This is a genomic window from Kineococcus rubinsiae, from assembly GCF_011839805.1.
Classification (GTDB): domain Bacteria; phylum Actinomycetota; class Actinomycetes; order Actinomycetales; family Kineococcaceae; genus Kineococcus; species Kineococcus rubinsiae.
Genome location: NZ_VWPY01000035.1, coordinates 21,073 through 45,654, shown reverse-complemented (window position 1 = coordinate 45,654; position 24,582 = coordinate 21,073). Strand labels below are relative to the sequence as shown.

Genomic DNA, 24,582 nt, shown 5'->3' with positions numbered 1-24,582 from the left:
GCGTCGGCGACGCCGGCGGCGGCGGCGCGGGCGGCCGCGGCGGCCAGGGCGTCGCGCCGGGCCTGCTCCTCCTCGGCCGCGACGGCCTCCACGACGGCCCGGTCGGCGCCGGCGAGCAGGCCCTGCTGCTCCGCGAGGGCGGACTCGACCTCGGTGCGGGCCGCGGCAGCGGCCTCCCGGGCGGCGACCTGCTGCCGGCGCACCTCCGTCAGCCGGGCCTCGGCGCGCGCCGCGTCCTGCGCGGACCCGTGCGCCGTGACGACCGTCGCGGCGTCCGCGGCGACGACCGTGCGGGCCAGGCGCAGGTGCGCGGCCACGGCGTGCAGGTCCCCGGCGCTGCTCAGGGCACTGGACAGGACGGCGGGGGCGCCGCCGCCCATGTAGAGGGCGCGCACGCGCCGGGTGGCGGCGGAGTGGCGGCGCAGGCTGGTGCCGTCGGCCGCGTCGAGCACGGCCTGGGCGCGCACCTCGGCGGTCATCGCCGCCTGTGCCTCGGTCTGGGCCGTGCTGTACGCCTCGGTGGCGATCTCTGCCTGCAGCCGCAGCCCCTCGACGCGGGCGCGCAGGGCGTCGGCGCGCTCCTGCAGGCGGGCGCTGCCGGGAGCGGCCGCGGTGACGCCGGGCTCGGCGTGGGCGGGCGGGGCGGCGAGGGAGCTGGCAGGGACGAGGAGCGCGGCGGTCAGCAGCGAGGCCGCCGCCGCACGCGCTCCCCTTCCCATGCCGTGGTGGTCGGCACGCAGGCCCCGCGCCTTGACGGCGTCGCGGGGCCGGACGGGTGGGCCGGGCGCGTCGGCGGCGCCCGTCGGGTCCCCGCACGGGGGCGGTCGCGGGGTGCCGGGCACACGACGGGCCGCGGATCGGCGACCATCGTGGCGTGAGCACCGCACCCGACCCCGCGCCCGGCGGTCCCGCCGCGACCGACCCGGCCCCGCCCGTGCCCCGCCGAGACGCGGGCGACGGCGCGGCCTCGCTCGCGCGTTCCAGCGCGCTCATGGCGTCGGGGACGCTCGTGTCGCGGGTGCTGGGGTTCGTCCGGGCCGCCGTGCTCGTCGCGGCCGTCGGGGGCACGTCGGCGGGCGTCGGGGGTCAGGTGTTCGACGTCGCCAACAAGGCGCCGAACAACTTCTACATCCTCATCGCGGGCGGCGTCCTGAACGCCGTCCTCGTGCCGCAGATCGTCAAGGCGTTCCGCCTGCCCGACGGCGGCCGGGAGTTCGTCGACCGGCTCATCACCCTGGCCCTGCTGATGATGGCGGGCGCGACCGTCGTCATCACCCTCGCCGCCCCGCTGGTCGTGCGCCTGTACGCGAAGGACTGGACCCAGGACTGGCTCGTGCTCGGGGCGGCCATGGCGTTCTGGTGCCTGCCGCAGGTGTTCTTCTACGGCCTCTACACCGTGCTCGGGCAGGTCCTCAACGCCCGCGGCAGCTTCGGGCCGTACATGTGGGCGCCCGTGCTGAACAACGTCGTCGCCATCGCGGGCATCGCCGTCTTCATCGCCCTCTTCCCGGACGGCGACGTCCTGACCGCCGGTGCGTGGACGCCCGGCATGGTCGCGCTGCTCGCGGGTACCGCCACGGCGGGCGTCGCGCTGCAGGCGGTGATCCTCGTGTGGCCGCTGCACCGCGCCGGGTTCCGCTACCGCCCGCGGTTCCGCTTCCGCGGCATGGGCCTCGGCAGCGCCGGCCGGGTGGCGGGCTGGACCTTCGCCGGGGTCGCCCTGGGTCAGCTCGCGTTCATCCCGACGTCGCAGGTCATGACGTCCGCGGGCTTCGCGCTGAACCGCGCCGGCGTCAACGGGGCCTCGGGCAACTCCTACACCTACGCCTACCTGCTGTTCATGCTGCCGCACGCCCTCGTCGCCGTGTCCCTCGTGACGGCGCTGTTCACGCGCCTGAGCCGGTCCGCGGTGGCCGGTGACGTGCGCGCCGTGCGCCGCGACTTCTCCTCCGGCGCCCGCACGGTCGCCGCGGCGGGGGTGCTGGCCACCGCCGCCTTCGTGTCCCTCGGCCCGTCGATCGGCGCCGCGATGTTCGACCGGGGCCGGCCCATCGGCTGGGTGCTCGTCGCCATGGCCGCGGGGCTCGTGCCGTTCAGCGTGACGTACCTCGTGCAGCGGGTGTTCTACGCCTACGAGGACGCGCGCACGCCCTTCACGGTGCAGGCCGTCGTCGCCGTCATCACGACCGTCGGCAACGCCGTCTGCTGGTTCCTGCTGGAGCCGCGCTGGCAGGTCATCGGCATCGGCGCCTTCATGAGCCTGTCCAACGTCGTCGGCTGCGTCCTGGGCCTCGTGCTGCTGCGCCACCGCTTCGGCGCGCTCGACGGCGGCGGGATCGACGGGCACCGGCTGCTGCGGACCCTCGTCCGGCTGCTGATCGTCGGCGTCGCCTCGGCGCTCGCGGGCACCGCGGTCGCGCGGCTCGGCGCCGGCTTCGACGACACGCGGCTGGGCAGCGCGGGCATCGTGGTGGTCGGCGGCCTCGTCGTGCTGGCCGTCTTCGCGGTGCTCTGCCGGCTCATGCGGGTCCGGGAGCTCGAGGACCTGCTGTCCCCGCTGCTGCGCCGCGTCCCGGGCCTGCGGCGGGGCTGAGCCCGGTCAGCCGCGCTCGGCGCCCGACGCCTCGCCGACGGGCAGCGCCTGCTCGGCCTCGTCCATCCGCCGCCGCGGGCGGCGCACGGCCCGCACCACCCCGACGACCAGCAGCAGGGCCGCGAGCCCGCCCACGGCCCCGGTGATCCAGCCCTCCACGCCCATGCGGACGTTCAGGGTCACGGGCACGGTCGCGCCGATCGGGAAGCCGCCCGGCGAGCGCAGGGTGGCGTCGACGACGACGCTGCCGTTGGCCAGCGCCCGCACCGGCACGGCGACCCGGACCTGGCTGTGCGCGGCGATCGTCTGCTCGGGCACCGCGGTGAGCTGCACGCGGGGGGCCCGGGCGCGCAGGACGACCTGGACGCGCACGGGGACGTCGAGCTCGTTGACGACCGTCACGGGCAGCTCGCTGCGGGTCGCGGCGAGGTTGCGGGTGCTGCCGCCCACGATCCGGACCCCCTCGGCGAGGGCGCCGATGGCGTCCGCGAGCCGGCGCCGGGCGTCCGGCAGGCCGCCCGCGTGCCCCCGCCAGCTCGCCGACAGCAGCGCCAGCGCCGCGCGGCGCCGGTCCTCCAGCGCCGGGTCCTCCCCCTGCAGGGCCGTGCCGAAGGCGTCGACGTCGGCGACGGCCGCGCTCACCGCGGCCACGTGCGCCGTGGGCAGCTGCGCCCGGGCGGCGTCGGCCGGGAGCACCGGGCCGCTGCGCGCGACGTCGGGGGCGGGCGTGGCCAGCAGCTCCTCGACGCCCTGCAGCTGCGCGAACCCCGAGTCCTGCAGGGCGGTGGTCAGGGCCGTCATCGTCGCCGGGTCCGGGTCGACGGAGCGGGGGGCGACGGCGAGCAGGCTCCGGCCGTCGTTGGGCCGCTGCAGGCTCGTGGTGGCGGCCTCGGCGACGAAGCGCTGGACGAGGGCGGCGCCGGCGTCGGGCCGGGAGACGTCGGCGAGCACGCCGGACAGCGTCGAGTCCGCCACGAGGCCCGCGAGCTCGGTGCCGTCGACGTCCAGGTCGCTGCGGCCCGTCGGGGTGTAGGTCAGGTCGTCGTCGGTCGTGGGGGTGCTGTCGTCGTCGAGCACGACCGCGCGGTCCCCGGCCCCGGCCAGGACCTCCAGCAGGGCCGGGCCCGCGGCCTCGTCGGCGGGCCACGCGACCCCGTCGAGGACGTCGGCGCCCGCGTCGCCGAGCTGGCTGCGCACGGCATCGCCGCCGCTCGCCGCCGCCAGCAGCGATGCGCCCGCCGTCGTCCGGGCCAGCGAGGCCAGGTCGGGGTCGGCGTAGGGCAGCGGGAGGACGTCGCGGCCCGCGGAGGCGGTCCGCAGCGCGGCCAGCCACGCCGCCGCGGCCGCCTGCTCGCCGCTCGCGGCGCTCGGCGACGGGGTCGTCCCGGCCGCGGCCGCAGCGGGCGCGGCCGCCGCGGCGGGGGTGGCGAGCGCCGCGACGGAGTCCAGCAGCGCCGGGTCCACGGCCCAGGACACGCGGGGGTCGGGGACGGCCTGGAGCAGGTGGGTGAGGCGGCCGTCGGCGCCGAGCTGCTCGCCCACCTCGTCCGCGCTCAGGAGGCCGTCGACGGGGGCGTCCCCACCCGCCTCACCGGTGCGCCCGGCGACCAGCGGCAGCAGCAGGGTCACCTTCGTCGGCGCGGTGCCGGGGGCCGCGGCCGTGACGAAGGTGCGGACCAGCCCCGCCCGGCGGGTCCCGGACTGGACCTCGACGGCCGCGGCGTGCGCCCCGCCGGCGCGCGGCAGGTCGGCGGCCGCGAGCGTCAGGACGACCTCCGCCTCGCCGCCCGCGAGCAGCTCGCCGCCCCCCTCGGCGGGCGCGCCCACGGCGACCCGCTCGGAGGTGACCGTGCTGCTGCCGAGCGAGCGGCTCGCCGGGGCCTGCGCCCAGCCCTGCACCGACTGCCGGGTGACCAGCGCCGAGCGCTGCACGACCAGGCGCGCCTGCAGGCCCGCGACCGTCGCGCGGGAGGTGTTGCGGACCCGGACGCGCACGGTGACGACCGCGCGGGCCGGGTCGTCGGCGGCGTAGGAGCTGGGGGTGACCTGCAGGAGGGTGACGGTCAGCGGCAGCACCGCGGCGGACGTCGCGGAGGGGGACGGGCTCGTGCGGGAGGGCGACGTCGTGGCCGCGACGGCCCCCGACGCGGGCACCGCGGCCACGCCCAGCGCCAGGGCGGCCGCCGTCGCCCCGCGCGCGAGCCTCCCCGGCCGGCGCGGCGTCACCCGCGGCTCACGCGAGTTCGCTGAGGCGGTGCGAGGCGGCCTCGGCCACCCGGCGCTCGTTGGGGAAGGCGAGGCGGGTGTCGAGCTCCGGCAGGGGGATCCACGCGACGTCGACGGCCTCGGCGTCCGGGTCGTTCTCGACGGTGAGGTGCCCGCCCGTGGCCAGCAGCAGGAAGAGGTGGACGACCTTGTGGATGCGCCGCCCCTCGGCGGAGAACCAGTAGTCGATGCTGCCCAGCGGCTCGACGACGCGGCCCCGGATGCCGGTCTCCTCCTCGATCTCGCGGACCGCGGCCTCCTCGAGCGTCTCGGCGCCCTCGAGGTGGCCCTTGGGCAGGCACCACTCGTGGCGCCCGGCCCGGTTGACCCGGCAGATCACCGCGGCGCGCGGGGTGCCCGTGGAGGTGTCGACGACCAGCCCACCGGAGGAGGTCTCCTGCACGGTGGGCAGCCGCCGTCGCGGATCCCTCGCAGGCTTGACCATCGGCTCACTGTAGCCAGCGCTCCTGAGGCCTTCGGCACGCTCGAGCGCTCCCGGGCTCTGGCACCCTTGACCACCGTGCTGCCCCGTCCCTCCGCCCCCCCGCCCGCCCCCCGCGACGCGGGCCCCGGTGCCGCCGTGCTGGCCGCGGCCCTCGAGGACGCCCGGCGCCGCGCGGTCGGGGCCCTCGAACCGGTCATGAGCGTGCTCGTCGACCTCGGCCGCGTCTTCGCGGGCGCGGGCCACGACCTGTCGCTCGTCGGCGGACCCGTGCGCGACGCCTTCCTCGGCCGCCGCTCCGCGGACCTCGACTTCACGACGTCGGCCCGTCCCGACGTCACCGCGAAGCTGCTGCGCGCCTGGGGCGACGCCTACTGGGAGATCGGCCGGGAGTTCGGGACCATCGGGGCCCGCCGCACGGTCGCGGGTGAGGACGTCGTCGTCGAGGTCACGACCTACCGCGCCGAGAGCTACGACGCCTCCTCCCGCAAGCCCGAGGTCTCCTACGGCGACGACCTCGTGGGGGATCTGTCCCGGCGCGACTTCACCGTCAACGCCATGGCGCTGCAGCTGCCGTCGCTGGACTTCGTCGACCCCCACGACGGGCTGGCCGACCTCGCCGCGGGAGTGCTGCGCACGCCCGGCACGCCGGAGCAGTCGTTCTCCGACGACCCGCTGCGGATGATGCGGGCCGCGCGGTTCGCGGCCCAGCTGTCGATGCGGGTGGCCCCGGAGGTCGTCGCGGCGATGACCGCGATGGCCGAGCGCATCACCATCGTCTCCGCGGAGCGCGTGCGCACCGAGCTGGAGAAGCTGCTCGTCGCCCCCGACCCGGTGGCGGGGCTGCGGCTGCTGGTGGACACGGGGCTCGCGGAGCAGGTGCTGCCGGAGCTGCCGGCGCTGCAGCTGGAGATCGACGAGCACCACCGCCACAAGGACGTCTACGAGCACTCCCTGACCGTGCTCGAGCAGGCCATCGGCCGCGAGGACGGCCCGGACGGCGAGGTGCCCGGCCCGGACCTGGTGCTGCGGCTGTCCGCGCTGCTGCACGACGTCGGCAAGCCGCGCACGCGGCGCTTCGAGGACGGCGGCGGCGTGAGCTTCCACCACCACGAGGTCGTCGGGGCGAAGCTCGTCGCCAAGCGGATGAAGGCGCTGCGCTTCGACAACGACACGACGAAGGCCGTCGCGAAGCTCACCGAGCTGCACCTGCGCTTCCACGGCTACGGCGACGGGGAGTGGACGGACTCCGCCGTGCGCCGCTACGTCACCGACGCCGGGCCGCTGCTGCCGCGCCTGCACAAGCTGACCCGCAGCGACTGCACGACGCGCAACCAGCGCAAGGCGCGACGGCTGGAGGCGGCCTACGACGACCTCGAGGTGCGCATCGCGCGGCTGCGCGAGCAGGAGGAGCTCGACTCCGTGCGCCCCGACCTCGACGGCAACGCGATCATGGAGGTCCTGGGGATCGGGCCGTCCCGCGTCGTCGGGCGCGCCTACCAGCACCTGCTGGCGCTGCGCATGGACCGCGGCCCGCTGGACCGTGACACCGCCGTCGAGGAGCTGCACCGCTGGTGGGCCGACCAGCCGGAGTCCCAGCAGGGGGAGACCGGGGCCTGACCCGCCGTGATCATGCAGGGAGTACCTGCACGATCACGGAGGGGCGGGTCAGTCGTCGCGGTTCTGGCGCGCCAGCTCGATGAGGACGCTGCGCTCGAGGGCGTCCGCGGCATCGCGGTCGAGCGAGACGAAGCGGACGACGGCCTCGCCCGTGGACTCGTCCACGCGCAGGACCTCGCCGCGGGCGCGGACCTCGACCCCCTCCTGGAGGTCGAGGGAGAGGTCGACCTCCTCGTGGGCGCGCGGCAGCAAGCGGCCCTCGAGCCGGACGCCGGTGCGGGAGATGTCGACGGTGACGGCGTCGCTGTCGCCCGTGGGGGTGCTCAGGTGCGCGGGCACGGACGTCGTGGCGCGGACCGCGCCGCGGCGCGTCTCCGCGGCCAGCAGCATGACGCCGGTCAGCGCCAGCTCGTCGTCGCGGTGGGCCTGGGCGACGGCCTGGAAGACGGCGTGCGGGACGACGGAGCCGTCCTCCTGGGCCTCGGTGCTGACCCAGACGCGCTGCCCGTCGAGCGCCGCGACGGACTCCGGGGTGGCGCTGACGTAGCTGGTGACGACGAGGCCGGCGGCGCTCGCGGTCCACGACCGCACGGTCGCGGTGTGCACGGTCGCCGACGAGGTCGGCATGAGGGTGACCATCGTGTCGACGGCTGGTCCCTCCGTCATGAGCAGGCTGCCCTGCGCACCGTTCATCCGTGCCCCCGTCTCAGGTCCTCGCACCGTTGCGGTCATTCGAGTGACCACGCGCACACGCTACGTCACGAACGGGGGTGACTCCATCCGAACGCCGCAGGTCACCCGTTCGCCCGGGAGGCGAGCCGTGACGCTCTGCGGCGCGGGTGGACGGGTCCGGCGGTGCCGCCGGGCCCGGCCGCCGGTAGCGTCGGCGCCGCCCTGACCGGACCGAGGAGGTTCCCGTGCTCCGCGTGCCCACCCCGGTGCTGCGCCTGCGCCGCCCACCGGCGCCACCCGCCGCACGCCCGACGGCTGCCGCCCCGGCGACCCCCGCGCCCGTGGACCCGGCGCTCGCGGTCTACCTCAACGAGCACCTGGCGGCCGCCGGGTCGCTCGCCGCGGACCTGCGCCGCGCCGCCCGCTCCGAGGAGCTGGGCGCCGAGCGGGACGCGCTGCTGCGGCTGCGCCGCGAGGTGGCGGCCGACCGCGCGGCGCTGCGGGCCGTCATGCGCGACCTCGGCATCGGCACCGACTGGGCCGTGCTCGGGCTGACCTGGGCGTCCGCGCGCGTCGGGCAGCTCGCGCCGCTGCTGCAGCGGCTGCCCGTGCTGGACCGGGTCCCGGCGGCCGCGGCGCCCCGGCGCAGCGCCGTGCAGGTCCTGCTGGACCTCGAGGCGCTGGAGGCGTCCCTGCGCCGGCGCGAAGCCGTGTGGCGCGTGCTGGGCGACCGGGCCGCGGCCCACCCGCAGCTGCGCGCCGCGGCCTTCGGCGAGCTGCTGGAGCGCTCCGCCCGGCAGGCCGGGGAGCTGCACGCGGCGCACGCGCGCCTCGCGGCCGCCCTGTTCGGCGGGTCCGCTCAAGCCTCCTGACGGCGTCGCGTCAGGAGCGGGCCTCCGCGGTCGCCTTGTCGTTGGCCTTGCGCAGCGCCTCGACCAGCTCGGCCTTGCTCATCGAGGAGCGGCCCTTCACGTCGGCCTCGCGGGCCAGGTCCAGGAGGTGGCTCTTGGTCGCCCCCTCGTCCACGCCGCCGGAGGAGCGGCGGTCCGTGTCCGCGCCGCCCTCGGACTGCGGGTCGGAGGGACCCTTGCGGCCGCCCTCCTTGGGCGCCCAGTGGTCCCCGACCTTCTCGTGCGTGTGCTTGACCGCGCCCCACGCGACGCGGTTCGCGCGCTGCTCATCGCCGTCGTAGGACTCGGCCGCGGAGTCGTGGGCCTTGGCGTAGGTGTCCTGCGCCTTGGTGTCCGAGCGCTGCAGCGTGCTGGGCAGCTCCGACTGGCGGGCGTGACCGGCCTTGGTGACCTTCGGCGACGGCGACTTCTTCGGCACGGCTTCCTCCGGGGGACGGCGGACGCGGGACGGCGGGTCCGAGACGGGAGACGGTGGACGGAGCGCCGACGCTACGCGCGCACCGGCTCCGCCACCTCCCGGGCACCGGACCGGGCCGCGGGCCGCAGCTGCCGCCAGACGACCAGCGCGGCCGCCGCCGTGAGGGCCACGCCCGCCGCGGCCGTGACGTCGAGCCCGGCGCTGAACGCCTCGCGGGCGCTGGCCAGCAGCTCCGGCCCGCCCGCGCCCGCGGGCAGCCGGCCGGCGAGGTCGACCGCGCCGCCGAGGGTCTCCCGGGCCGCGTCCCCCTCGCCGCCGCCGAGGTTCCAGGGCAGCTGGACCTGCGAGCGGTAGACCGCGTTGAGCAGGCTGCCGAGCAGCGTGGTGCCGAGCACCGCGCCCACCTCGTAGGCCGTCTCGGAGATCGCCGAGGCCGCGCCGGAGCGCTCCGGCGGGGCGGTGGAGAGGATCGCGTCGTTGGTGAGGGTCTCGGCGAGCCCCGCCCCGGCCGAGAGCAGCACGAAGGCGAGCGCCAGCTGGACCGCGCCGCGCACCGCGTCCCCCGAGCCGAGGAAGGCCGCGACGACGTACCCGGCGCTGCCCAGCAGCAGGCCCGTGGCGATGAGCAGGTCGAGGCGGAACCGGCGCGCGAGGCGTGCGGCGAGCAGGCCCGCGACGATCGAGCCGACGGCGCCCGGCAGCAGCAGCAGGCCCGCGGGTACAGGCCGCAGGTCCAGGACGAGCTGCAGGTACTGCGACGTCGCGAACAGCATCCCCGTCATCCCGAGGATGCTCATGAGGTTCGCCAGCACGGCCGTGCGGAAGACCGGGATGCGGAACAGGGCGACGTCCAGCATCGGGTCGGCCAGGGTGTTCTGCCGCCGCACGAACAGCACGCCGAGCGCGACGCCGGCGACGAGCGCCGCGACGGCGGGCAGGCTCGGCCCCGCGTCGGCCAGGGCCTTGATGCCGTAGACGACCCCGGCCATGGCGAGGATCGACACGGCCGCGCTGAGCAGGTCCACGCGCCCCGGGGCCGGGTCGCGGCTCTCCCTGACGAGGATCGGCGCGAGCACCAGCAGCAGCACCATGACGGGCACGTTGAGCAGGAAGACCGAGCCCCACCAGAAGTGCTCGAGCAGCCAGCCGCCGACGATCGGGCCGAGCGCGGCACCACCGGCGAAGCCCCCGGCCCAGACGGCGAAGGCCGTGCGCCGCTGCTCGCGGTCGGTGAAGGTGCTGCGCAGCAGCGACAGCGTCGACGGCATGAGGGTCGCGCCGAACACGCCGAGGGCGAAGCGGGCGGCGACCAGCCCCTCCGCGGAGTCGGCCGTGGCGGCCAGGAGCGAGACGACGCCGAAGCCCGCGCCACCGACGACGAGGAGGCGGCGGCGGCCGAAGCGGTCGCCGAGCGTGCCCATGAGGACCAGCAGCCCCGCGATCGCCAGGGAGTAGCCGTCGACGATCCACAGCAGCTGCGTGCCGCTCGGCGCGAGGGACTCGCTGATGAAGGGCAGCGCGAAGCTCAGGACCGTCGTGTCGACGGACACCAGGAGCACGGGCAGCACGAGCACGGCGAGGGCGGCCCACTGGCGGGCGGTGGCCTTCGCGGGGGCGGCGGCGGGTGCGTCGAGGCGCGGGTCGGGTCGGGGGGCGCTGGTCGGGGAGGGCGGGGTCATCTCGTCGTCTCTGCGTGCGGGTCGGCGGGGGGTGGGCACGACTGTACCGTCTGGACGGTCAACGGTCCGAGTCCTTAACCTCTTCCCATGCCGTCCCGCACGCCCTCCGCTCCCGACGCCGCCACCACCGCGGCCCGCTCCACCCGGGACCGCCTGCTCGACGCGGTCGAGCAGCTGCTCGCCGAGGCCGGCCCGCGCGCCGCGACCCTGGACGCGGTGGCCGCGGCCGCCGGCGTCTCCAAGGGCGGGCTGCTCTACCACTTCGGCACCAAGGACGCCCTCGTCGAGGGCCTGCTCGGGCGCCTGCGCACGCTCGCGCAGGAGGACCTCGCCCGCATGCGCTCGGCCCCGGAGGGCGCGGCGCGCTACTACGTCCGCACGTCCGTGGTCGCCTCGGGCGACCCGCTGCAGCGCGCGACCATCGCCGCCCTGCGCCTGGTCCAGGACGCCGACCGCCGCGCGGTGGAGGCCTTCACCGAGATCTCCGAGGCGTGGCGCGTGGCCATCGAGGAGGAGCTGGGCGACCGGGCGCTGTCGCGGGTCGTGCAGCTCGTCGGCGACGGGCTGTGGATGAGCGCGTCGATGGGCGTCGTGCCCCCCGACGTCGAGGAGGTCCTCGCCGCGCTCCCCGGCCTGCCCGCCGCCGGCTGAGCAGGCGCCGGCTGCGGGCAGGGCCGGGAGCAACCCGTTCGGCTGCTCGTGCCGGCGCCCGCGCGCGCCGATGACTCCCTCGACGGACCCGCACGACGACGAGGAGGTGGACGGGACGTGCAGACCTCGCCCCCGGCGCTCGACGCGCCGCAGCACCTCGACGGGCCCCAGCACCTCGACGCCCCGCAGCACCTCGTCGACGTCTGGGCCGCCTTCCCCGACCCGGCCTGGACCGTGGACGACGCGGGCCTCGTGCTGGCCTGGAACCCGGCGGCCGCCGCGACCTTCGGCTGGTCCGCGCCCGACGCGCTCGGCCGCCCGCTCGAGGACCTCGTCGGCCGGCCCCTGACATCGACGGCGGGTGGGGTGCTGCTGCGCCACCGCGACGGGGCCGCGGTCACCGGTGACCTGACGCTCTGGAGCGCCACGGGTCCCGCCGGGGAGGCGCTGCACCTGGGCTGCCTGCGCGCGGTCGCCGGGCGCGGCCCGCTGGAGCGGCACTTCGAGGACTCCGGCGACTCCATCGTCACGGTCGACGGCGACGCCGTGGTGCGGTCGCTGAACGCGGGCGCCGAGCAGCTGTGGGGCGTGCGCGCCGCGGACGTCGTCGGGCGGCCCATCGCGGAGATGTACCGCGCCGACCCGCCGCGCCTCGCGCTGCACCTGGAGACGATGTTCGCGGCCTTCCGCGCCGGCCGCCCGTGGCGCGACGTCGAGATCGACACCACGCGCCTGGACGGGCGGGAGCTGCGCCTGGTGGCCGCGGCGAGCGCCCTGCTGGACGCCGACGGCGCGGTCGCGGGGGCGGTCCTCGTCTCGCGCGACGTGACCCCCGTGCGGGAGCTGGAGCACTCGCTGCGGGTCGCCACCCGGGCCCTGCGGGCCCGCGCGTCGCAGCGCGTGCAGACGACGCAGCGCGACGCCCTGACCGGGGTGGCCTCGCGCAGCCTCCTGCAGGAGCGGCTGACCCTGGCGCTCGCGGAGGCGGCCGCGTCGGGGGAGCCGCTGCGCGTGCTGGCCGCGGACCTCGACGGCTTCCGCGCCGTCAACGACTCCTACGGCCACCCCACGGGGGACGCGCTGCTCATCGCCTTCGCCGAGCACCTGCGCTCGCAGCTGCCGCTGTCGGCCACGGCGGGCCGCCTGGGCGCCGACGAGTTCGCGGTGGTGCTGCCGGGGCTGAGCGAGGCCGACGCCGCGGGCATCCTGGCCCGCGTCACCGACTGGGTCCCGCCTGCCCCGCTGCCCAGCCGCGGGCGGCGCGACGCCGACCAGCTCGTCGGCGTCAGCGCCGGGGTGGTCCTGGCCCGGGAGTCGGAGTGCCGCGCGTCCTTCGACACGGGCGTCCGCTCGGTCCTGGCCCGCGTCGACGACGCCGTCGCGGTGGCCAAGGACCTGCGGCGGGCCGCGACGGCCGCGGCCCCGCGCTCCGACGGCCCGGAGCGTCGCGCCCGCTGAGGACCGGTCAGGCCGAGGGGACCCGGGCCTCGTCGGCCGCCACCAGCTCGGCGTAGCGCCCGCCGCGGGCGCTGAGCTCGGCGTGGGTGCCGCGCTCGACGACCCGGCCGGCGTCCAGCACGACGATCTGGTCCGCGCTGCGCACGGTGGAGAGCCGGTGGGCGATCGTGATGGTCGTGCGGCCCGCGGACAGCTCCGCGAGCGCCCCGGCCATGGCCCGCTCGGTGCGGGTGTCCAGCGCGCTGGTGGCCTCGTCCAGCAGCAGGACGGGCGGGTCGCGCAGCACGGTGCGGGCCAGCGCGATGCGCTGCTTCTCGCCGCCGGAGAACCGGTAGCCGCGCTCGCCCACCACGGTGTCGTAGCCCTCGGGCAGCGAGGCGATGAGGTCGTGCACCTGGGCGACGCGGGCCGCGCGCTCCAGGTCGGCGTCGGTGGCGTCGGGCCGGGCGAAGCGCAGGTTGTCCGCGACGCTCGCGTGCAGCAGGAACGTCTCCTGCGTCACGACGCCCACGGCGTCGGACAGCGAGCGCGCCGTGACGTCGCGGACGTCGGTGCCGTCGATCCGCACGGAGCCCCCGTCGACGTCGTAGAGGCGGGCCAGCAGGTAGCCGAGCGTCGTCTTGCCGGAGCCGGTGGCGCCGACCACGGCCAGCGACGTGCCCGGGGGGACGTCGAGGTCGACGTGCTCGAGCGTCGGGGTGGCGGCGCCGGGGTAGGCGAAGGACACGTCGCGGAGCTCCACGTGCCCGCGCACGGCCGGCAGCGCCACGGCCGTCGGGGACTCGACGACCTCGGGCGGGGTGTCCAGGTACTCGAAGACGCGCGTGAACAGCGCCATGGAGGCGTGCAGCCGCACCACGATGCGCAGCAGGCTGCCGAGGGGCCGGAACAGCTGCCCCTGCAGGGTGACGAGCGCGACGAGGGTGCCGACGCTGAGGTCGGTGCCGCTGCCCCGCAGGTGCCCGCCCAGCAGGTAGGTCAGGGCGGGGATCGCGGCCATGGTCAGCGTGATGACCGACCACTGCCAGCGCCCGGCCATCTCCGAGCTCACCTCGAGGGCGGAGACGTCCTGCGACTGCTGGGCGAAGCGGCGCACGACCTCGGGCGAGCGGCCCGTGGTGCGGGTCAGCAGGATCCCGGAGATCGACAGCGTCTCCTCGACGGTGGCGGACATCTCCGCCATCTGCCGCTGGCGCTGCGCGGTGATGCGGCGGCGCAGGCGGCCGACGCGGCGGTTCAGCCACAGCGACACGGGCATGATCGCGAAGGACAGCAGCGCGAGGCGCCAGTCCAGGGCGAGCATGGCGATGGCGGTGACGACGACGGTCGTGAGGTTCTGCACGAAGTCGGTCGCGGTGCTGGTGACGACGGTCTGCATGCCGCCGATGTCGTTGGCGATGCGGGACTGGACCTCGCCCGTGCGGGTGCGGGCGAAGAAGCCGAGCGACATGCGCTCCAGGTGCGCGTACAGGCGCACGCGCAGCTCGTGCATGACGCCCTGGCCGATGCGGTTGGTCAGCAGCCCCTGGACGACGTCGAGGACGGTGCCGATCGCCGCGATGGCGACGAGACCGCCGGCGAGCCACGCCAGCAGGCGCAGGTCGGTGCGGGGCAGCGCGACGTCGACGATCTCGCGCAGCAGGAACGGGCTGGCCACGCCGGCGACGGCGCCGACGGCGATGAGCGCCCCGACGACGGCGAGGGTGCGGACGTGGGGGCGGAACAGCTGCGCGACGCGGCGCAGCTCGGCGGCGCCGGGGCGAGCGCCGGTCTCGGGGGTGTGCTTCATCGGGCGGAACGGGTCACGAGCGGGGTCACCGCGCACGGGCGGACCTCCTGGGTCGGTGCGGTCTCCTCACAGTGAGGTTACCTCAGCATCAGGTAAGCTCGCCGCGTGAGCGTTTCTTCCCGGACCGAGCAGGTCGACTCCGACGCGGTCGAGCTCGCCGAGCTCCTGCGGTCCCTGCAGTGGCGGCTGCGCCGCCGCGCGGGCGCCGACCTCGGCGACCTGGGCATCACCCCCGCGCAGGGCCGCGTCCTGCGCGTCGTGGCGCACAGCGACGAGCCGCCGCGCATGGGCCAGCTCGCGGAGCACCTGCACATCGCGCCCCGCTCGGTGACCGACCTCGTCGACCCGCTGGAGGAGGCCGGCCTGCTGCGCCGCGAGCAGGACCCGGGCAACCGGCGGTCCTGGCGGCTGCTCCTGACCGAGGCCGGGCAGCAGGTCCACGCCGAGCTGCGCCGGCGCTCGCGGGCGTCGGCCGCCGCGGCCTTCGCGGTGCTGGACGCCGACGAGCGGGCGGCGCTGCGGACCCTGCTGCAGCGCGTCGACGCGGGTCTGGACGACGACGGGGCGGGCGCCCCGGCCCGCCCATGAGCTCAGGTCCCCGGTCCCCGGACGCGACGACGCCGCCCACCCGGGGGGTGGACGGCGTCGCAGCGGGGAGCCCAGGAGGCGCGGGGCCTTAGGAGGCGCAGGCCCCTAGGAGGCGCGGGGCAGACCGCGCGCCCGGCGGGCGACGGCCACCTGCACGCGGGCCTGCACGTCGGTGCGGCCGATGACGCCCAGGACGTCCTCGCAGACGCCCTCCGCGGCGGTCACGACCGCCGGGATGTCAGCGGTCGGCTCCACGACGGCACGCAGGGTGACGATCCGTCCGCCGCGCGGGCCGCGCGACAGGCTGCCGCGGGCCGAGCGGACCCCGGCGGTGGTGCCGAGGACGTCGGCCGCGACCGAGACGGGGGAGTCGAGGTCCAGGGCCAGTCGGCGCCCGGGGGCGCTGCCGGTGAGGGCGACGGTCCCACCGGCGCGCGCCGGCAGGTGCCCGACGAGCCAGCGGATGCCGAGCAGGGCGAGGACGACCCCGCCCACGGCCGCGGCAGCGGTCCACCACGAGGCGTCGAAGGCCCGCGTGAGGGCCCCGGTGCGCAGCTCCTCGGGGGCCGTGACCGCGGCCGGCAGGCGGCCGGCGCCCCAGAGCGCCGTCGCGACGCCGCCCACGAGCAGCACGAGCCCGAGCAGCAGGACGAGCACGCGGTCCAGTGCGAGCACGGAGCGCTTCACCGTGCACCTCCCTCGTCGTCCTCGGGGCGCAGCCGCACGACGATCGCCGGCGGAGTGGTCAGGGCGGACAGCTGGTGGGCGACGGCGGCGCGCACCGGCTCCTCGACCCCGTCCCGGGAGGTGGCGCGGCCCCGGACGAGGACGCGCTTGCGGGTCGCCTCCGCCGAGACGTCCAGGACGCCGTCGACGTCGCGCGCCGCACCGGCCGCGAGCCGGGCCACGTCGCGGGCGGAGAGGTAGGACATCGCGCCGACCGCGAGCGTGCGGCGGGTGCGCCGACGCAGGGCGACGACGACGAGCCACAGCCCCAGCAGGGCGGCGACGACCCCGACGGCGATCGCGGCGCCGCCGGGGGCGGTGCCGTCCAGCGCGCCGGCGGCCGGCGGCAGCCAGGTGGAGCCGCCGACGACGCCGCCGGTGACGAGGGCCTCGCGCACCAGCAGGGCGCCGAGGGCGACGAGCAGGACGGCCAGCACCGGGCCGACCACCCCGACCGGGCCGGAGCCCGTGGGCGGTGCGGCGCGGCGGGTGCCGGTCTCGGCGCTCACCGGACCCTCGCCCGGGTCGGGGCCGCGGACAGCACGACCTTCGCGACGGTGACGGCCACGGCGTCGACCCGGACGCCCGCGAGGGCCTCCAGGCGCTCGGCGACCCGGTCGCGGACGCGGGCGGCGACCTCGGCCGCGGGGCGCGGCCAGAGGGTCGCGACCTCGATCTCGACCCGCACGCGGGAGCCCGCCCGCACGCAGGAGGCGCGCGGCAGGGTGCGCCCGAGGGCGCCGCCGACCGCGGTGGTCACGTTCCCGGTCAGGCTGCCGTCCGACGACGTGCGCGGGGCGACCCCGTCGACGCCGGCCGCGGCCGCCTCGGCGATGCGCTGCACGACGCGGTCGGCGACCACGAGCCGGCCGCGCGCCCCGGCCTCGGCGAGGGCGGGCGGGGCGGTCGGCGCCGGGTGCCCGGCGAGCACCGCGGTGGCGGGCTCAGCCACGGCTGCGGCCGGGCAGGAGACCGGCCAGGTCGATGCGGCCCTCGAGGTGGGCGCCGACGAGGTAGCCGACGACGCCGAGCAGCAGGGCCAGCAGGAACCAGCCGAGGCCGCCCACGGCGGCCACGAGGGCGAGGAGCAGACCGGCGAAGAGGCCGGCGAGGGAAGGTGACACGAGAGCTCCCGGGACGAGGGACGAGCGGTGGGGGGAAGGAGGTCAGACGGCGTCGAGGACGTCCTCGACGTGCACCTGCACGGGCAGGTCCACGCGGGCCGCGACCACGGCGTGCACCTGCTGCGCGACGGCCTGGGCGGGGTGCCCCGCCGCGAGGACGAGGTGCACCTCCACGGCGTCGCGACCGCTGCGGATGCCGGTGACCCGGCGCCCCGGCAGGTAGGTCGCGACCTCGCCGAAGCGCCCGGGGTGCAGCCGGGCCACGCCGGGGACGGCCAGGACGAGCTCGGCGAGCTCGTCCACCGCGGCCGTCCCCGGGGTGCGGGGGTCGGCAGGCGTCACAGGACGCGCGCGGGACGGGCGGTGTCGTCGTCCTCGACGTCGTCCTCGGGCAGGTGGATGTCGTTGACGGAGATGTTGACCTCGGTGACCTGCAGGCCCGTCATGCGCTCGACGGAGTCGATGACGTTGCGGCGCACGGCGGTCGCGAGGTCGTCGATGGCCACGCCGTACTCGGCGATGATGTCGAGGTCGATGGCGGCCTGGCTCTCGCCGACCTCCACGGAGACGCCCTGGGAGTGGTTGGTGCGACCGCCGGGGATGCGCTCGCGCAGCGCGCCGACCGCGCGGGCCGCGCCGCCGCCGACCGCGTGCACGCCGGAGACGTCCTTGGTCGCGATGCCTGCGATCTTGGAGACGACGGTGTCGGCGATCGACGTGGTGCCCTGGTTGCTGGAGAGGCGGCCGGGGGACACGGAGCCGGCGGGGGCGGGGGTGAGGGTCTTCTCGGTCATGGGGGCTGCTCCTCGGACGCTGGTTGCCCCACCGGTGCCCGGCGGGGTGACCGGCCGCCGCAGCGGTCGGTCACCAGGTGGGAGTCGCTGCGGCCCCGAACCTCACGGTCGAGGACGCGTGACCTGCGCCACACCCCCGTCCGGGGGCCTCAGCCCAGGGTCGCGCCCAGCTCCGCGAGGCGGGCGCGCGCCGCCTCGAACTCCTCGTCGGCGCGGGTGCGCTCGGGGGCCATGCCCTCCAGGCGCGCGGCCAGGGTGCGCGTGGCCTTGACGACCGTCACCGGCATCCCGAAGGCGGTCCCCAGGACGATGTCGAGCACGGGGACGCCGTGGTCCCAGTCCGCCGTCGGTGAGCCCACGTCGTAGGTCGCGCCCGCGGTGGAGACCACGACGGCCGGGCGCCCGGCCAGCGGCTGGGCGCTGCCGTCGAAGGGCGTGGTGACACCGGGGACGTGGACGTGGTCGACCCACACCTTCAGCGTCGAGGGCAGCGAGTAGTTGTAGAGCGGGGCCCCGACGAGCAGGACGTCGGCGCTGAGCAGCTCGGCGATGACCGCGGCCTGCACGGCCTCGACGTCGGCGGGCGGCGTCGCGCCGGGCGCGCGCAGGTGCGGCGGCCAGTGCAGCTCGTTGTCCAGCAGGTGCGGCAGCGGGTCCGCAGTGAGGTCGCGGTGGGTGACGGTGTGCTCGGGGCCGCGGGCGCGCCAGGCGTCGGCGAAGGCCGCGGTGAGCTGCCGGGACTTCGAGCCGGCCCCGCTGATGGAGGAGTCGAGCTGCAGCAGGTGGGGCATCCGGGGTCTCCTCGGGTGGGGGCGGGTCGCGCGGACACGCTAGCCGCCCGAGTTGCCGATCACGGTCGGGGCTGGTGCGATCCAGTCTCGCGCGGGCGCCCTCCGGGACCGGGGGCCGCGGCCCGCGCCCGAGGAGGGTCGTGCGCGGTCGGGGCCTCGTCGCGCGCGCCCCCGGTGCTCCGGCGGACGCCGCCGAGGTCGACGACGACGTCCTCGCGCGCCGGGCGGCCATGGGCGACCGCGGGGCCTTCGCGGCCCTCGTCGAGCGGCACGGGCCCGCGCTGCACCGCTACGCGCGCCGGCTCCTGCACGACGACGGCGCCACGGAGGACTGCGTGCAGGAGGCGTTCCTCGCGGCCTGGCGCGGGCTGCCGTCCTTCCGCGGCGAGGCCGCGGTGCGCACCTGGCTGTTCACGCTGGCGCGCCACCAGGCCTTCGCCGAGCAGCGCCGCGCGGCGGGCAACCGCACCCGCCCGCAGCTGCGGGCGGTGGACCCGGCGGACCTCGTCGACGCCGTCGACCCGCGCGCCGACCCGGCGGGCGTCAGCGAGGAGGGGCAGCTGCTGGCCGACCTCGACGCGGCCCTGCGCCTGCTCCCCGAGCGGCAGCGCTCGGCGTGGATCCTGCGGGAGGTGGAGGAGCTGTCCTACGCGGAGGTCGGGGCCGTCCTCGACGTCACCCCGACGGTCGTGCGCGGCCTGCTCGAGCGGGCACGCGCCTCGCTCGTCACTACGCTCGCGGCATGGCGGTGAGGCACGCGTGAGCGCGGAGGAGGACCTCGCCCGGGCGACGGGTCTGCTGCGCGCGCACACCGACTCCACGTGGTCCGGGGTGCGCGAGGCGGTGCTGGCGCGCGCCGCGGCGGCCTTCCGCCCCTCCGCGCCGGTCCGCGGCCGGCACGCCCTGGGCGACTTCCTCGTGGCGTCCGACGTCGTCGTGGCGCAGCTGCGGACGGCGGTCGACGCGGTCCCGGGCGCGACGGCCGCGCGCATCCTCTGCACGACGGGCGAGGAGGACGTCCTGCAGCAGGTCGTCGTCGAGCTCTCGGTGCGCTTCGGCGAGTCGCTGCACGAGGTCGCGGCCGCGGTCCGCGCCGCCGTGGTCGCCGAGCTCGCGGTCCTGCTCGGGGCGCTGTCGCCCGGAGCGGACGGGGTCCGCGCGGACGTCCACGTCACCGACGTCGACCCGCGGGACTGAGCGCCCTCACCCCAGGACGAGCGCCAGGTGCAGGGCGAGGCGGTCCCGGCCGTCGTCGAGGTCGTAGCCGGTGACGTCGGCGATGCGCCGCAGCCGGTGGTAGAGCGTCTGGCGGTGGATCGAGAGGCTCGCGGCGGTGCGCTGGGCGCTGCCCGCGAGGTCGAGGTAGGCCCGCGCGGTGCGCAGCAGCTCCGGGTCCCCCGCCAGCAGGCGCCGGGCCCGCTCGTCGACAACGGCGCCCCGCAGCCCGTCGGCGTCCGCGAGCGCCAGGAGGCGGTGGGCGCCGAGCGCCGACCAGGCGCGGACGTCGACCTCGCCCGTCCCCCGCTCCGCCGCCGGTCCGGTGCCCCGCGCCAGCCGGGCGGCCCGCAGCCCGGCGTCGGCCTGCCGCCAGCCCAGGTGGGCCCGGTCGGCCGCGACGACGCCCGACACCCCGGCGTCGACCCCGGCGGGGTGCTGGGCGAGCAGCGTCTGCGCCGCGCGGGCCGCGAGGCGGGCCGCGCGGTCCTCCTCCGTCGCGGGGTCGTCGCCGGCGGGCACGACGAGGGCGGCGCGGCCGCCGACGGGGGAGGTGAGCACCGCCCGGGGCAGCAGCCACGAGTTCACGGGCCCCGCGGGCGCGCCGTCGGCGGGCGCGAGCGCGACCACCACGAGCCGGCCGTCGCCGGGCAGCAGCCCCTCGCGCGCCAGCTCCTCGGCGGCGCCCGCCCGGGCCCCCGCGTCGGCGGACAGCAGCTCCCCGACGGCCCAGCGGGAGCGGTCGCGGGCCCGCGAGCGCACGGCCAGGGTCGCGGCGACCTGCTCGACGACGTCGGCCACGGAGGCGAGCGCCGCCGCGGTGACGCGGGCGTCGGGGTCGAGCAGCCAGAGGTAGCCGTAGGTGACCGATCGCCAGCGGACGGGGACGCACCACCGGGGCAGGCGCCCCGCGGCCGGGTCCCCGGGGATGCGCAGCGGGGCGTCGGCGCCCGCGATGCCGAACCCGGCGAACAGCTCCTGGACGGCGGCGGAGGAGCGACGGCGCAGGATCGAGCGGCGCCGCACCTCGTCGATGACGTCGTCGTGACCCGAGGAGGCGACCAGGTGCAGCTCGCGGTCCTCCAGCGTCGCCGGGGCGCCCGTGCCCTCCGCGACGGCGTCGACGAGCTCCTGCAGCTCGGCCGGGGGCGCGGCGGGTGGCGTGGGCACGAGGGCAGTCTGCCGCGCGGACCGGTTCGCCGTCATCCAGGTGGATGACGAGGTGCGGCCGGATCGTGACGTCTGTCCCTGTCGCCGGCGCCCCGGCAGGCCTAGCGTCGTGCCAGCGCCTCCACCGGGGCGCACCCCGACGGAGGAGGTCGACGTGTTCGGACAGGTGCTCCTGGGAGTGGCCGGCAACACCGCCGTGCGGGCGGCCGTGACCCGCAGCAGCCTCAGCCGCGGGGTCGTGGACCGCTTCGTGGCGGGCGAGGACGTCGACCAGGCGCTCGCCGCCGTGCGGGCGCTCGCCGGGCAGGGGCTGCGCGTCACCCTCGACCGGCTCGGCGAGGACATCACCGACGACGCCCAGGCCGGGCAGACCCTCGCGGGCTACGGGCAGCTGCTCGACCGGCTCGCCGCCGACGGGCTCGCGGCGGGCGGCGAGGTCTCCGTGAAGCTGTCCGCCCTCGGCCAGGCGCTGGGCGCCGACGGGCCCGCCCGCGCCACCGAGCGTGCCCGGGAGCTCGTCGCGCACGCCACCGGCCTGGGCGTCGACGTCACCCTCGACATGGAGGACCACACGACGGTCGACGCGACGCTCACCACGCTGCGGGAGCTGCGGGCGGAGTTCCCGCGCGTCGGGGCCGTGCTGCAGTCCGCGCTGCTGCGCACCGAGGGCGACGCGCGCGACCTGGCCGTCGCCGGCTCCCGGATCCGCCTCGTCAAGGGCGCCTACGCCGAACCCCCGTCGGTGGCGCACGCCGCGAAGGCCGACGTCGACAAGGCCTACGTGCGGTGCCTGAAGGTGCTGCTCGGGGGCGCGGGCTACCCGATGGTCGCCACGCACGACCTGCGCATGGTGCAGATCGCGCAGGACCTCGCGCAGAGCCTCGGCCGCACGCCCGACTCGATGGAGTTCCAGATGCTCTTCGGCATCCGGACAACCGAGCAGCAGCGCCTCGCCGCCGCCGGGCACACCGTCCGCGTCTACGTGCCCTACGGCACCGACTGGTACGGCTACTTCTCCCGGCGCCTGGCCGAGCGGCCCGCGAACCTCGCGTTCTTCGCCCGCTCCCTGGTCACCCGCTAGTCCCTGGAACTCCGGGACCCCAGCTCCGAAACCCGAGAACTCCGAACCCCGAACTCCCACCCCGAGCCGAGGAGGCCGCCGTGCAGTCCGTGACCCAGGTGCCCGCCGCCTACAACGAACCCGTCCACTCCTACGCGCCGGGCAGCCCGGAGCGCAAGCGGCTCACCGAGCAGCTGACCGAGCAGGCCGCGAACCCGGTCGAGCTCACGCAGACCATCGGGGGCGTGCAGACGCTCGGCGGCGGGGAGCGCGTCGACGTCGTGCAGCCGCACCGGCACGCGAGCGTCCTCGGGACGTTCGGCACGGCCACCCGCGCCGAGGCGCAGGCCGCGGCCGACGCCGCCACGGCCGCCGCCCCCGCGTGGGCCGCGATGTCCTACGACGAGCGGGCCGCGGTGTTCCTGCGCGCGGCCGACCTGCTGGCCGGCCCGTGGCGCGAGCGGATCGCCGCGGCGACCATGCTGGGGCAGTCGAAGACCGCGCAGCAGGCGGAGATCGACGCCCCGTGCGAGCTCGTCGACTTCTGGCGCTTCAACGTGGAGTTCGGCCGGCGCCTGGTCGCCGAGCAGCCGATCAGCTCGCCGGGGGTGTGGAACCGCCTCGACCACCGCCCGCTCGAGGGTTTCGTGTACGCCATCACGCCGTTCAACTTCACCGCGATCGCGGGGAACCTGCCGACGGCCCCGGCGCTCATGGGCAACACGGTCGTCTGGAAGCCCAGCCCGACGCAGACGCTCTCGGCGCACTGGACCATGCGCCTGCTCGAGGCCGCGGGCCTGCCGCCCGGCGTCATCAACCTGCTGACGGGTGACGGCCGCGACGTCTCCGACGTCCTGCTCGCCGACCCGCGCCTGGCGGGGATCCACTTCACGGGCTCGACCGCGACGTTCCAGCACCTGTGGCGGACGGTGGGGCAGAACATCTCCTCCTACCGCACCTACCCGCGGCTCGTCGGTGAGACCGGCGGCAAGGACTTCGTCCTGGCCCACCCCTCGGCCGACCCGGCCGTGCTGAGCACCGCGATGCTCCGCGGCGCGTTCGAGTACCAGGGGCAGAAGTGCTCGGCGGCCTCGCGCGCGTTCGTCCCCCGCTCGGTGTGGGCGCGCATGGGCGAGGAGTTCCTCGCCGACGTGGACGGCCTGGAGTTCGGCGACGTCAGCGACCTGCGGAACTTCGGCGGCGCCGTCATCGACCGGCGGGCCTTCGCCAAGAACGCCGCGGCGATCGACCGGGCGCACGCGACCGCGGGCCTGACCGTGGCCGCGGGCGGCACGTACGACGACAGCGAGGGGTTCTTCGTGCGCCCCACGGTCGTCCTCGGCGAGGACCCGGCGGACGAGGTGTTCCGGGAGGAGTACTTCGGGCCGCTGCTCGGCGTGCACGTCTACGAGGACGACGCGTGGGAGGACGTGCTGGGCCTCGTCGACGCGGGGTCGCCGTACGGCCTGACCGGCGCCGTCATCGCCACCGACCGCGCCGCGGTCGCGCAGGCGTCCACCGCGCTGCGCTTCGCGGCGGGGAACTTCTACGTCAACGACCGGCCCACCGGTGCGGTCGTCGGGCAGCAGCCCTTCGGGGGTTCGCGGGCCTCGGGCACCAACGACAAGGCCGGCTCGATCCTGAACCTGCAGCGCTGGACGAGCCCCCGCGCGGTCAAGGAGACGTTCGTGCCGGCGACCGAGCACGGCTACCCGCACATGGGGTGAGGCCCTCGTCTCGGGTGTCGGGAGGCGGGGCGGCGCGGTACACAGGGAGCATGTCCCCACCGACGAGCTCCACCACCGGGGCCCACCGGCTCAGCGTCCACCGCGACGAGTCAGCCGGCGGGTCCGCCCCCGCGGCCCCGTCCGACGCCACGGTCGGCCAGCTGGTCAGCGACCTCACCCAGCAGATGTCGCGCCTCGTGCGCGACGAGGTCGCCGTCGCGCAGCTCGACCTCAAGGCCAAGGGCAAGAAGGCGGGCTTCAGCCTCGGGGCGTTCTCCGCCGCCGGGCTGCTGGCCTTCTTCGCCCTCGGCTCCCTCGTGGCCACGGCGGTCCTCGCCCTGTCCCACGCCGTCGACGGGTGGCTCGCGGCGCTGATCGTCGCGGTCGTCCTGCTCGTCCTGGCCGGCGTCGCCGCGCTGGTCGGCAAGAAGGAGCTCGACCAGGCCACCCCGCCGCTGCCCCAGGCGTCGATCGACGGTCTGAAGACCGACGCCGCCACCGTCAAAGAGGGTCTCAAGCGATGAGCGTTCCCCCCGGCACCCCGCCCCCCGGCGACCGCGACGCCCTCGTCGCGGACATCATCGAGACCCGCGAGCGCCTCGCGGCCACGGCCGACGCGCTGGCCGCCAAGGCCGACGTCAAGGCGCAGGCGCAGCACAAGGTCGACGACCTCAAGGTCGCCGTCAGCGAGAAGAAGGACCAGGCGCTCGACTCCGCCCAGGAGCTCAAGGCGCAGGCCTTCGGCCGCTACCAGGAGGCCAGCGACAAGGCCCCCGGTTCGCCGAAGCAGCAGAACACCGCGCTCCTCGTGGCCGTCGTCGCGGTCACGACCGTGGCGGTCTGGCTGGTCCTGCGCAAGAAGGACTGACCCCACCCCTCCGTGATCATG

26 protein-coding genes and 1 pseudogene are annotated in these 24,582 nt (G+C 76.8%); 12 read left to right on the top strand and 15 right to left on the bottom strand.

Annotated elements, in window-relative coordinates; genetic code table 11:
* Nucleotides 1-719 (bottom strand): annotated as a pseudogene (locus F1544_RS15940) (hypothetical protein); the annotation flags it as partial.
* A 155-nt stretch (nt 720-874) separates the two neighbouring features.
* Between F1544_RS15940 and murJ the strand changes: the two are divergent.
* Nucleotides 875-2,593 carry a murein biosynthesis integral membrane protein MurJ gene (murJ, locus tag F1544_RS15935; protein WP_208971992.1) on the top strand — a complete coding sequence of 573 codons (1,719 nt, stop codon included), beginning with the start codon at nt 875-877 and terminating at the stop codon, nt 2,591-2,593.
* 6 nt (nt 2,594-2,599) lie between these two features.
* Here murJ and F1544_RS15930 read toward each other — a convergent pair whose 3' ends face one another.
* Nucleotides 2,600-4,819 (bottom strand): DUF6049 family protein, encoded by a 2,220-nt coding sequence (locus tag F1544_RS15930; RefSeq protein WP_167587057.1) that lies wholly within the window; start codon nt 4,817-4,819, stop codon nt 2,600-2,602.
* Nucleotides 4,820-4,826: 7 nt separating this feature from the next.
* Entirely contained in the window at nt 4,827-5,303 is a 477-nt protein-coding gene (locus F1544_RS15925) for an NUDIX hydrolase (protein ID WP_167587056.1), read from the bottom strand.
* A 135-nt stretch (nt 5,304-5,438) separates the two neighbouring features.
* Between F1544_RS15925 and F1544_RS15920 the strand changes: the two genes are divergently transcribed.
* Complete coding sequence (locus tag F1544_RS15920) at nt 5,439-6,920, top strand: CCA tRNA nucleotidyltransferase (RefSeq protein WP_373368089.1); 1,482 nt, start codon at nt 5,439-5,441, stop codon at nt 6,918-6,920.
* Nucleotides 6,921-6,968: 48 nt separating this feature from the next.
* Here F1544_RS15920 and F1544_RS15915 read toward each other — a convergent pair whose 3' ends face one another.
* Complete coding sequence (locus tag F1544_RS15915; protein WP_167587055.1) at nt 6,969-7,613, bottom strand: PilZ domain-containing protein; 645 nt, start codon at nt 7,611-7,613, stop codon at nt 6,969-6,971.
* Nucleotides 7,614-7,837: 224 nt separating this feature from the next.
* On the opposite strand from F1544_RS15915, the gene F1544_RS15910 reads away from it, so the two are divergent.
* The gene (locus F1544_RS15910; protein WP_167587054.1) at nt 7,838-8,464 is read left to right on the top strand and encodes a hypothetical protein; all 627 of its coding nucleotides are present in this window, start codon (nt 7,838-7,840) and stop codon (nt 8,462-8,464) included.
* A gap of 10 nt (nt 8,465-8,474) precedes the next feature.
* On the opposite strand, the gene F1544_RS15905 is transcribed toward F1544_RS15910, so the two are convergent.
* Entirely contained in the window at nt 8,475-8,921 is a 447-nt protein-coding gene (locus F1544_RS15905; protein ID WP_167587053.1) for a ChaB family protein, read from the bottom strand.
* Between the two features lie 71 nt (nt 8,922-8,992).
* Nucleotides 8,993-10,600 (bottom strand): MFS transporter, encoded by a 1,608-nt coding sequence (locus F1544_RS15900; RefSeq protein ID WP_167587052.1) that lies wholly within the window; start codon nt 10,598-10,600, stop codon nt 8,993-8,995.
* 87 nt (nt 10,601-10,687) lie between these two features.
* Here F1544_RS15900 and F1544_RS15895 point away from each other — a divergent pair, with 87 nt between their 5' ends.
* On the top strand, nt 10,688-11,251 hold the full coding sequence (locus F1544_RS15895) for a TetR/AcrR family transcriptional regulator (protein ID WP_167587051.1): 564 nt from the start codon (nt 10,688-10,690) through the stop codon (nt 11,249-11,251).
* Between the two features lie 117 nt (nt 11,252-11,368).
* Nucleotides 11,369-12,709: a GGDEF domain-containing protein gene (locus F1544_RS15890; protein ID WP_167587050.1), complete on the top strand. Its 1,341-nt coding sequence runs from the start codon at nt 11,369-11,371 to the stop codon at nt 12,707-12,709.
* A 7-nt stretch (nt 12,710-12,716) separates the two neighbouring features.
* On the opposite strand, the gene F1544_RS15885 is transcribed toward F1544_RS15890, so the two are convergent.
* Complete coding sequence (locus tag F1544_RS15885; protein ID WP_167587063.1) at nt 12,717-14,498, bottom strand: ABC transporter ATP-binding protein; 1,782 nt, start codon at nt 14,496-14,498, stop codon at nt 12,717-12,719.
* Between the two features lie 105 nt (nt 14,499-14,603).
* On the opposite strand from F1544_RS15885, the gene F1544_RS15880 reads away from it, so the two are divergent.
* Complete coding sequence (locus tag F1544_RS15880; protein WP_208971991.1) at nt 14,604-15,086, top strand: MarR family winged helix-turn-helix transcriptional regulator; 483 nt, start codon at nt 14,604-14,606, stop codon at nt 15,084-15,086.
* A 105-nt stretch (nt 15,087-15,191) separates the two neighbouring features.
* Here the strand turns inward: F1544_RS15880 and F1544_RS15875 are convergent, their stop codons facing one another.
* The 7 genes from F1544_RS15875 to F1544_RS15845 form a co-directional block, all read right to left on the bottom strand.
* Nucleotides 15,192-15,761, bottom strand: a complete 570-nt coding sequence (locus tag F1544_RS15875) for a hypothetical protein (RefSeq protein WP_167587049.1) — start codon at nt 15,759-15,761, stop codon at nt 15,192-15,194.
* A gap of 8 nt (nt 15,762-15,769) precedes the next feature.
* Entirely contained in the window at nt 15,770-16,321 is a 552-nt protein-coding gene (locus F1544_RS26490) for a DUF6286 domain-containing protein (RefSeq protein ID WP_167587048.1), read from the bottom strand.
* Nucleotides 16,318-16,764 (bottom strand): Asp23/Gls24 family envelope stress response protein, encoded by a 447-nt coding sequence (locus F1544_RS15865; protein ID WP_167587047.1) that lies wholly within the window; start codon nt 16,762-16,764, stop codon nt 16,318-16,320. The genes F1544_RS26490 and F1544_RS15865 overlap by 4 nt, the downstream gene beginning before the upstream one ends.
* Nucleotides 16,757-16,936 carry a DUF2273 domain-containing protein gene (locus F1544_RS15860; protein WP_167587046.1) on the bottom strand — a complete coding sequence of 60 codons (180 nt, stop codon included), beginning with the start codon at nt 16,934-16,936 and terminating at the stop codon, nt 16,757-16,759. The genes F1544_RS15865 and F1544_RS15860 overlap by 8 nt, the downstream gene beginning before the upstream one ends.
* Before the next feature lie 42 nt (nt 16,937-16,978).
* Entirely contained in the window at nt 16,979-17,239 is a 261-nt protein-coding gene (locus F1544_RS15855; protein WP_167587045.1) for an Asp23/Gls24 family envelope stress response protein, read from the bottom strand.
* Between the two features lie 35 nt (nt 17,240-17,274).
* The gene (locus tag F1544_RS15850) at nt 17,275-17,730 is read right to left on the bottom strand and encodes an Asp23/Gls24 family envelope stress response protein (protein WP_167587044.1); all 456 of its coding nucleotides are present in this window, start codon (nt 17,728-17,730) and stop codon (nt 17,275-17,277) included.
* A 149-nt stretch (nt 17,731-17,879) separates the two neighbouring features.
* Nucleotides 17,880-18,521: an FMN-dependent NADH-azoreductase gene (locus F1544_RS15845; protein WP_167587043.1), complete on the bottom strand. Its 642-nt coding sequence runs from the start codon at nt 18,519-18,521 to the stop codon at nt 17,880-17,882.
* Nucleotides 18,522-18,661: 140 nt separating this feature from the next.
* Here F1544_RS15845 and F1544_RS15840 point away from each other — a divergent pair, with 140 nt between their 5' ends.
* Together F1544_RS15840 and F1544_RS15835 are read left to right on the top strand one after the other, a co-directional pair.
* Nucleotides 18,662-19,273, top strand: a complete 612-nt coding sequence (locus tag F1544_RS15840) for an RNA polymerase sigma factor (RefSeq protein WP_308470115.1) — start codon at nt 18,662-18,664, stop codon at nt 19,271-19,273.
* Between the two features lie 7 nt (nt 19,274-19,280).
* Nucleotides 19,281-19,718 (top strand): hypothetical protein, encoded by a 438-nt coding sequence (locus F1544_RS15835; RefSeq protein ID WP_167587042.1) that lies wholly within the window; start codon nt 19,281-19,283, stop codon nt 19,716-19,718.
* A gap of 6 nt (nt 19,719-19,724) precedes the next feature.
* On the opposite strand, the gene F1544_RS15830 is transcribed toward F1544_RS15835, so the two are convergent.
* Entirely contained in the window at nt 19,725-20,906 is a 1,182-nt protein-coding gene (locus F1544_RS15830; RefSeq protein WP_308470114.1) for a PucR family transcriptional regulator, read from the bottom strand.
* 154 nt (nt 20,907-21,060) lie between these two features.
* On the opposite strand from F1544_RS15830, the gene F1544_RS15825 reads away from it, so the two are divergent.
* From F1544_RS15825 to F1544_RS15810, 4 genes are all read left to right on the top strand, one after another.
* Nucleotides 21,061-21,987 (top strand): proline dehydrogenase family protein, encoded by a 927-nt coding sequence (locus F1544_RS15825; protein WP_167587040.1) that lies wholly within the window; start codon nt 21,061-21,063, stop codon nt 21,985-21,987.
* A gap of 80 nt (nt 21,988-22,067) precedes the next feature.
* Nucleotides 22,068-23,693 (top strand): L-glutamate gamma-semialdehyde dehydrogenase, encoded by a 1,626-nt coding sequence (pruA, locus tag F1544_RS15820; protein ID WP_167587039.1) that lies wholly within the window; start codon nt 22,068-22,070, stop codon nt 23,691-23,693.
* A 50-nt stretch (nt 23,694-23,743) separates the two neighbouring features.
* Complete coding sequence (locus tag F1544_RS15815) at nt 23,744-24,217, top strand: phage holin family protein (protein ID WP_167587038.1); 474 nt, start codon at nt 23,744-23,746, stop codon at nt 24,215-24,217.
* Nucleotides 24,214-24,561, top strand: coding sequence for a DUF3618 domain-containing protein (locus F1544_RS15810; protein ID WP_167587037.1), 348 nt, complete (start codon nt 24,214-24,216; stop codon nt 24,559-24,561). The genes F1544_RS15815 and F1544_RS15810 overlap by 4 nt, the downstream gene beginning before the upstream one ends.
* The last annotated feature ends 21 nt before the right edge of the window (nt 24,562-24,582 follow it).

Coding starts and splice junctions, on each gene's coding strand:
- F1544_RS15925 (WP_167587056.1), bottom strand. CDS start 5,303: ATGGTCAAGCCTGCGAGGGATCCGCGACGGCGGCTGCCCACCGTGCAG.
- F1544_RS15915 (WP_167587055.1), bottom strand. CDS start 7,613: ATGAACGGTGCGCAGGGCAGCCTGCTCATGACGGAGGGACCAGCCGTC.
- F1544_RS15900 (WP_167587052.1), bottom strand. CDS start 10,600: ATGACCCCGCCCTCCCCGACCAGCGCCCCCCGACCCGACCCGCGCCTC.
- F1544_RS15895 (WP_167587051.1), top strand. CDS start 10,688: ATGCCGTCCCGCACGCCCTCCGCTCCCGACGCCGCCACCACCGCGGCC.
- F1544_RS15885 (WP_167587063.1), bottom strand. CDS start 14,498: ATGAAGCACACCCCCGAGACCGGCGCTCGCCCCGGCGCCGCCGAGCTG.
- F1544_RS15850 (WP_167587044.1), bottom strand. CDS start 17,730: ATGACCGAGAAGACCCTCACCCCCGCCCCCGCCGGCTCCGTGTCCCCC.
- F1544_RS15845 (WP_167587043.1), bottom strand. CDS start 18,521: ATGCCCCACCTGCTGCAGCTCGACTCCTCCATCAGCGGGGCCGGCTCG.
- F1544_RS15815 (WP_167587038.1), top strand. CDS start 23,744: ATGTCCCCACCGACGAGCTCCACCACCGGGGCCCACCGGCTCAGCGTC.
- F1544_RS15810 (WP_167587037.1), top strand. CDS start 24,214: ATGAGCGTTCCCCCCGGCACCCCGCCCCCCGGCGACCGCGACGCCCTC.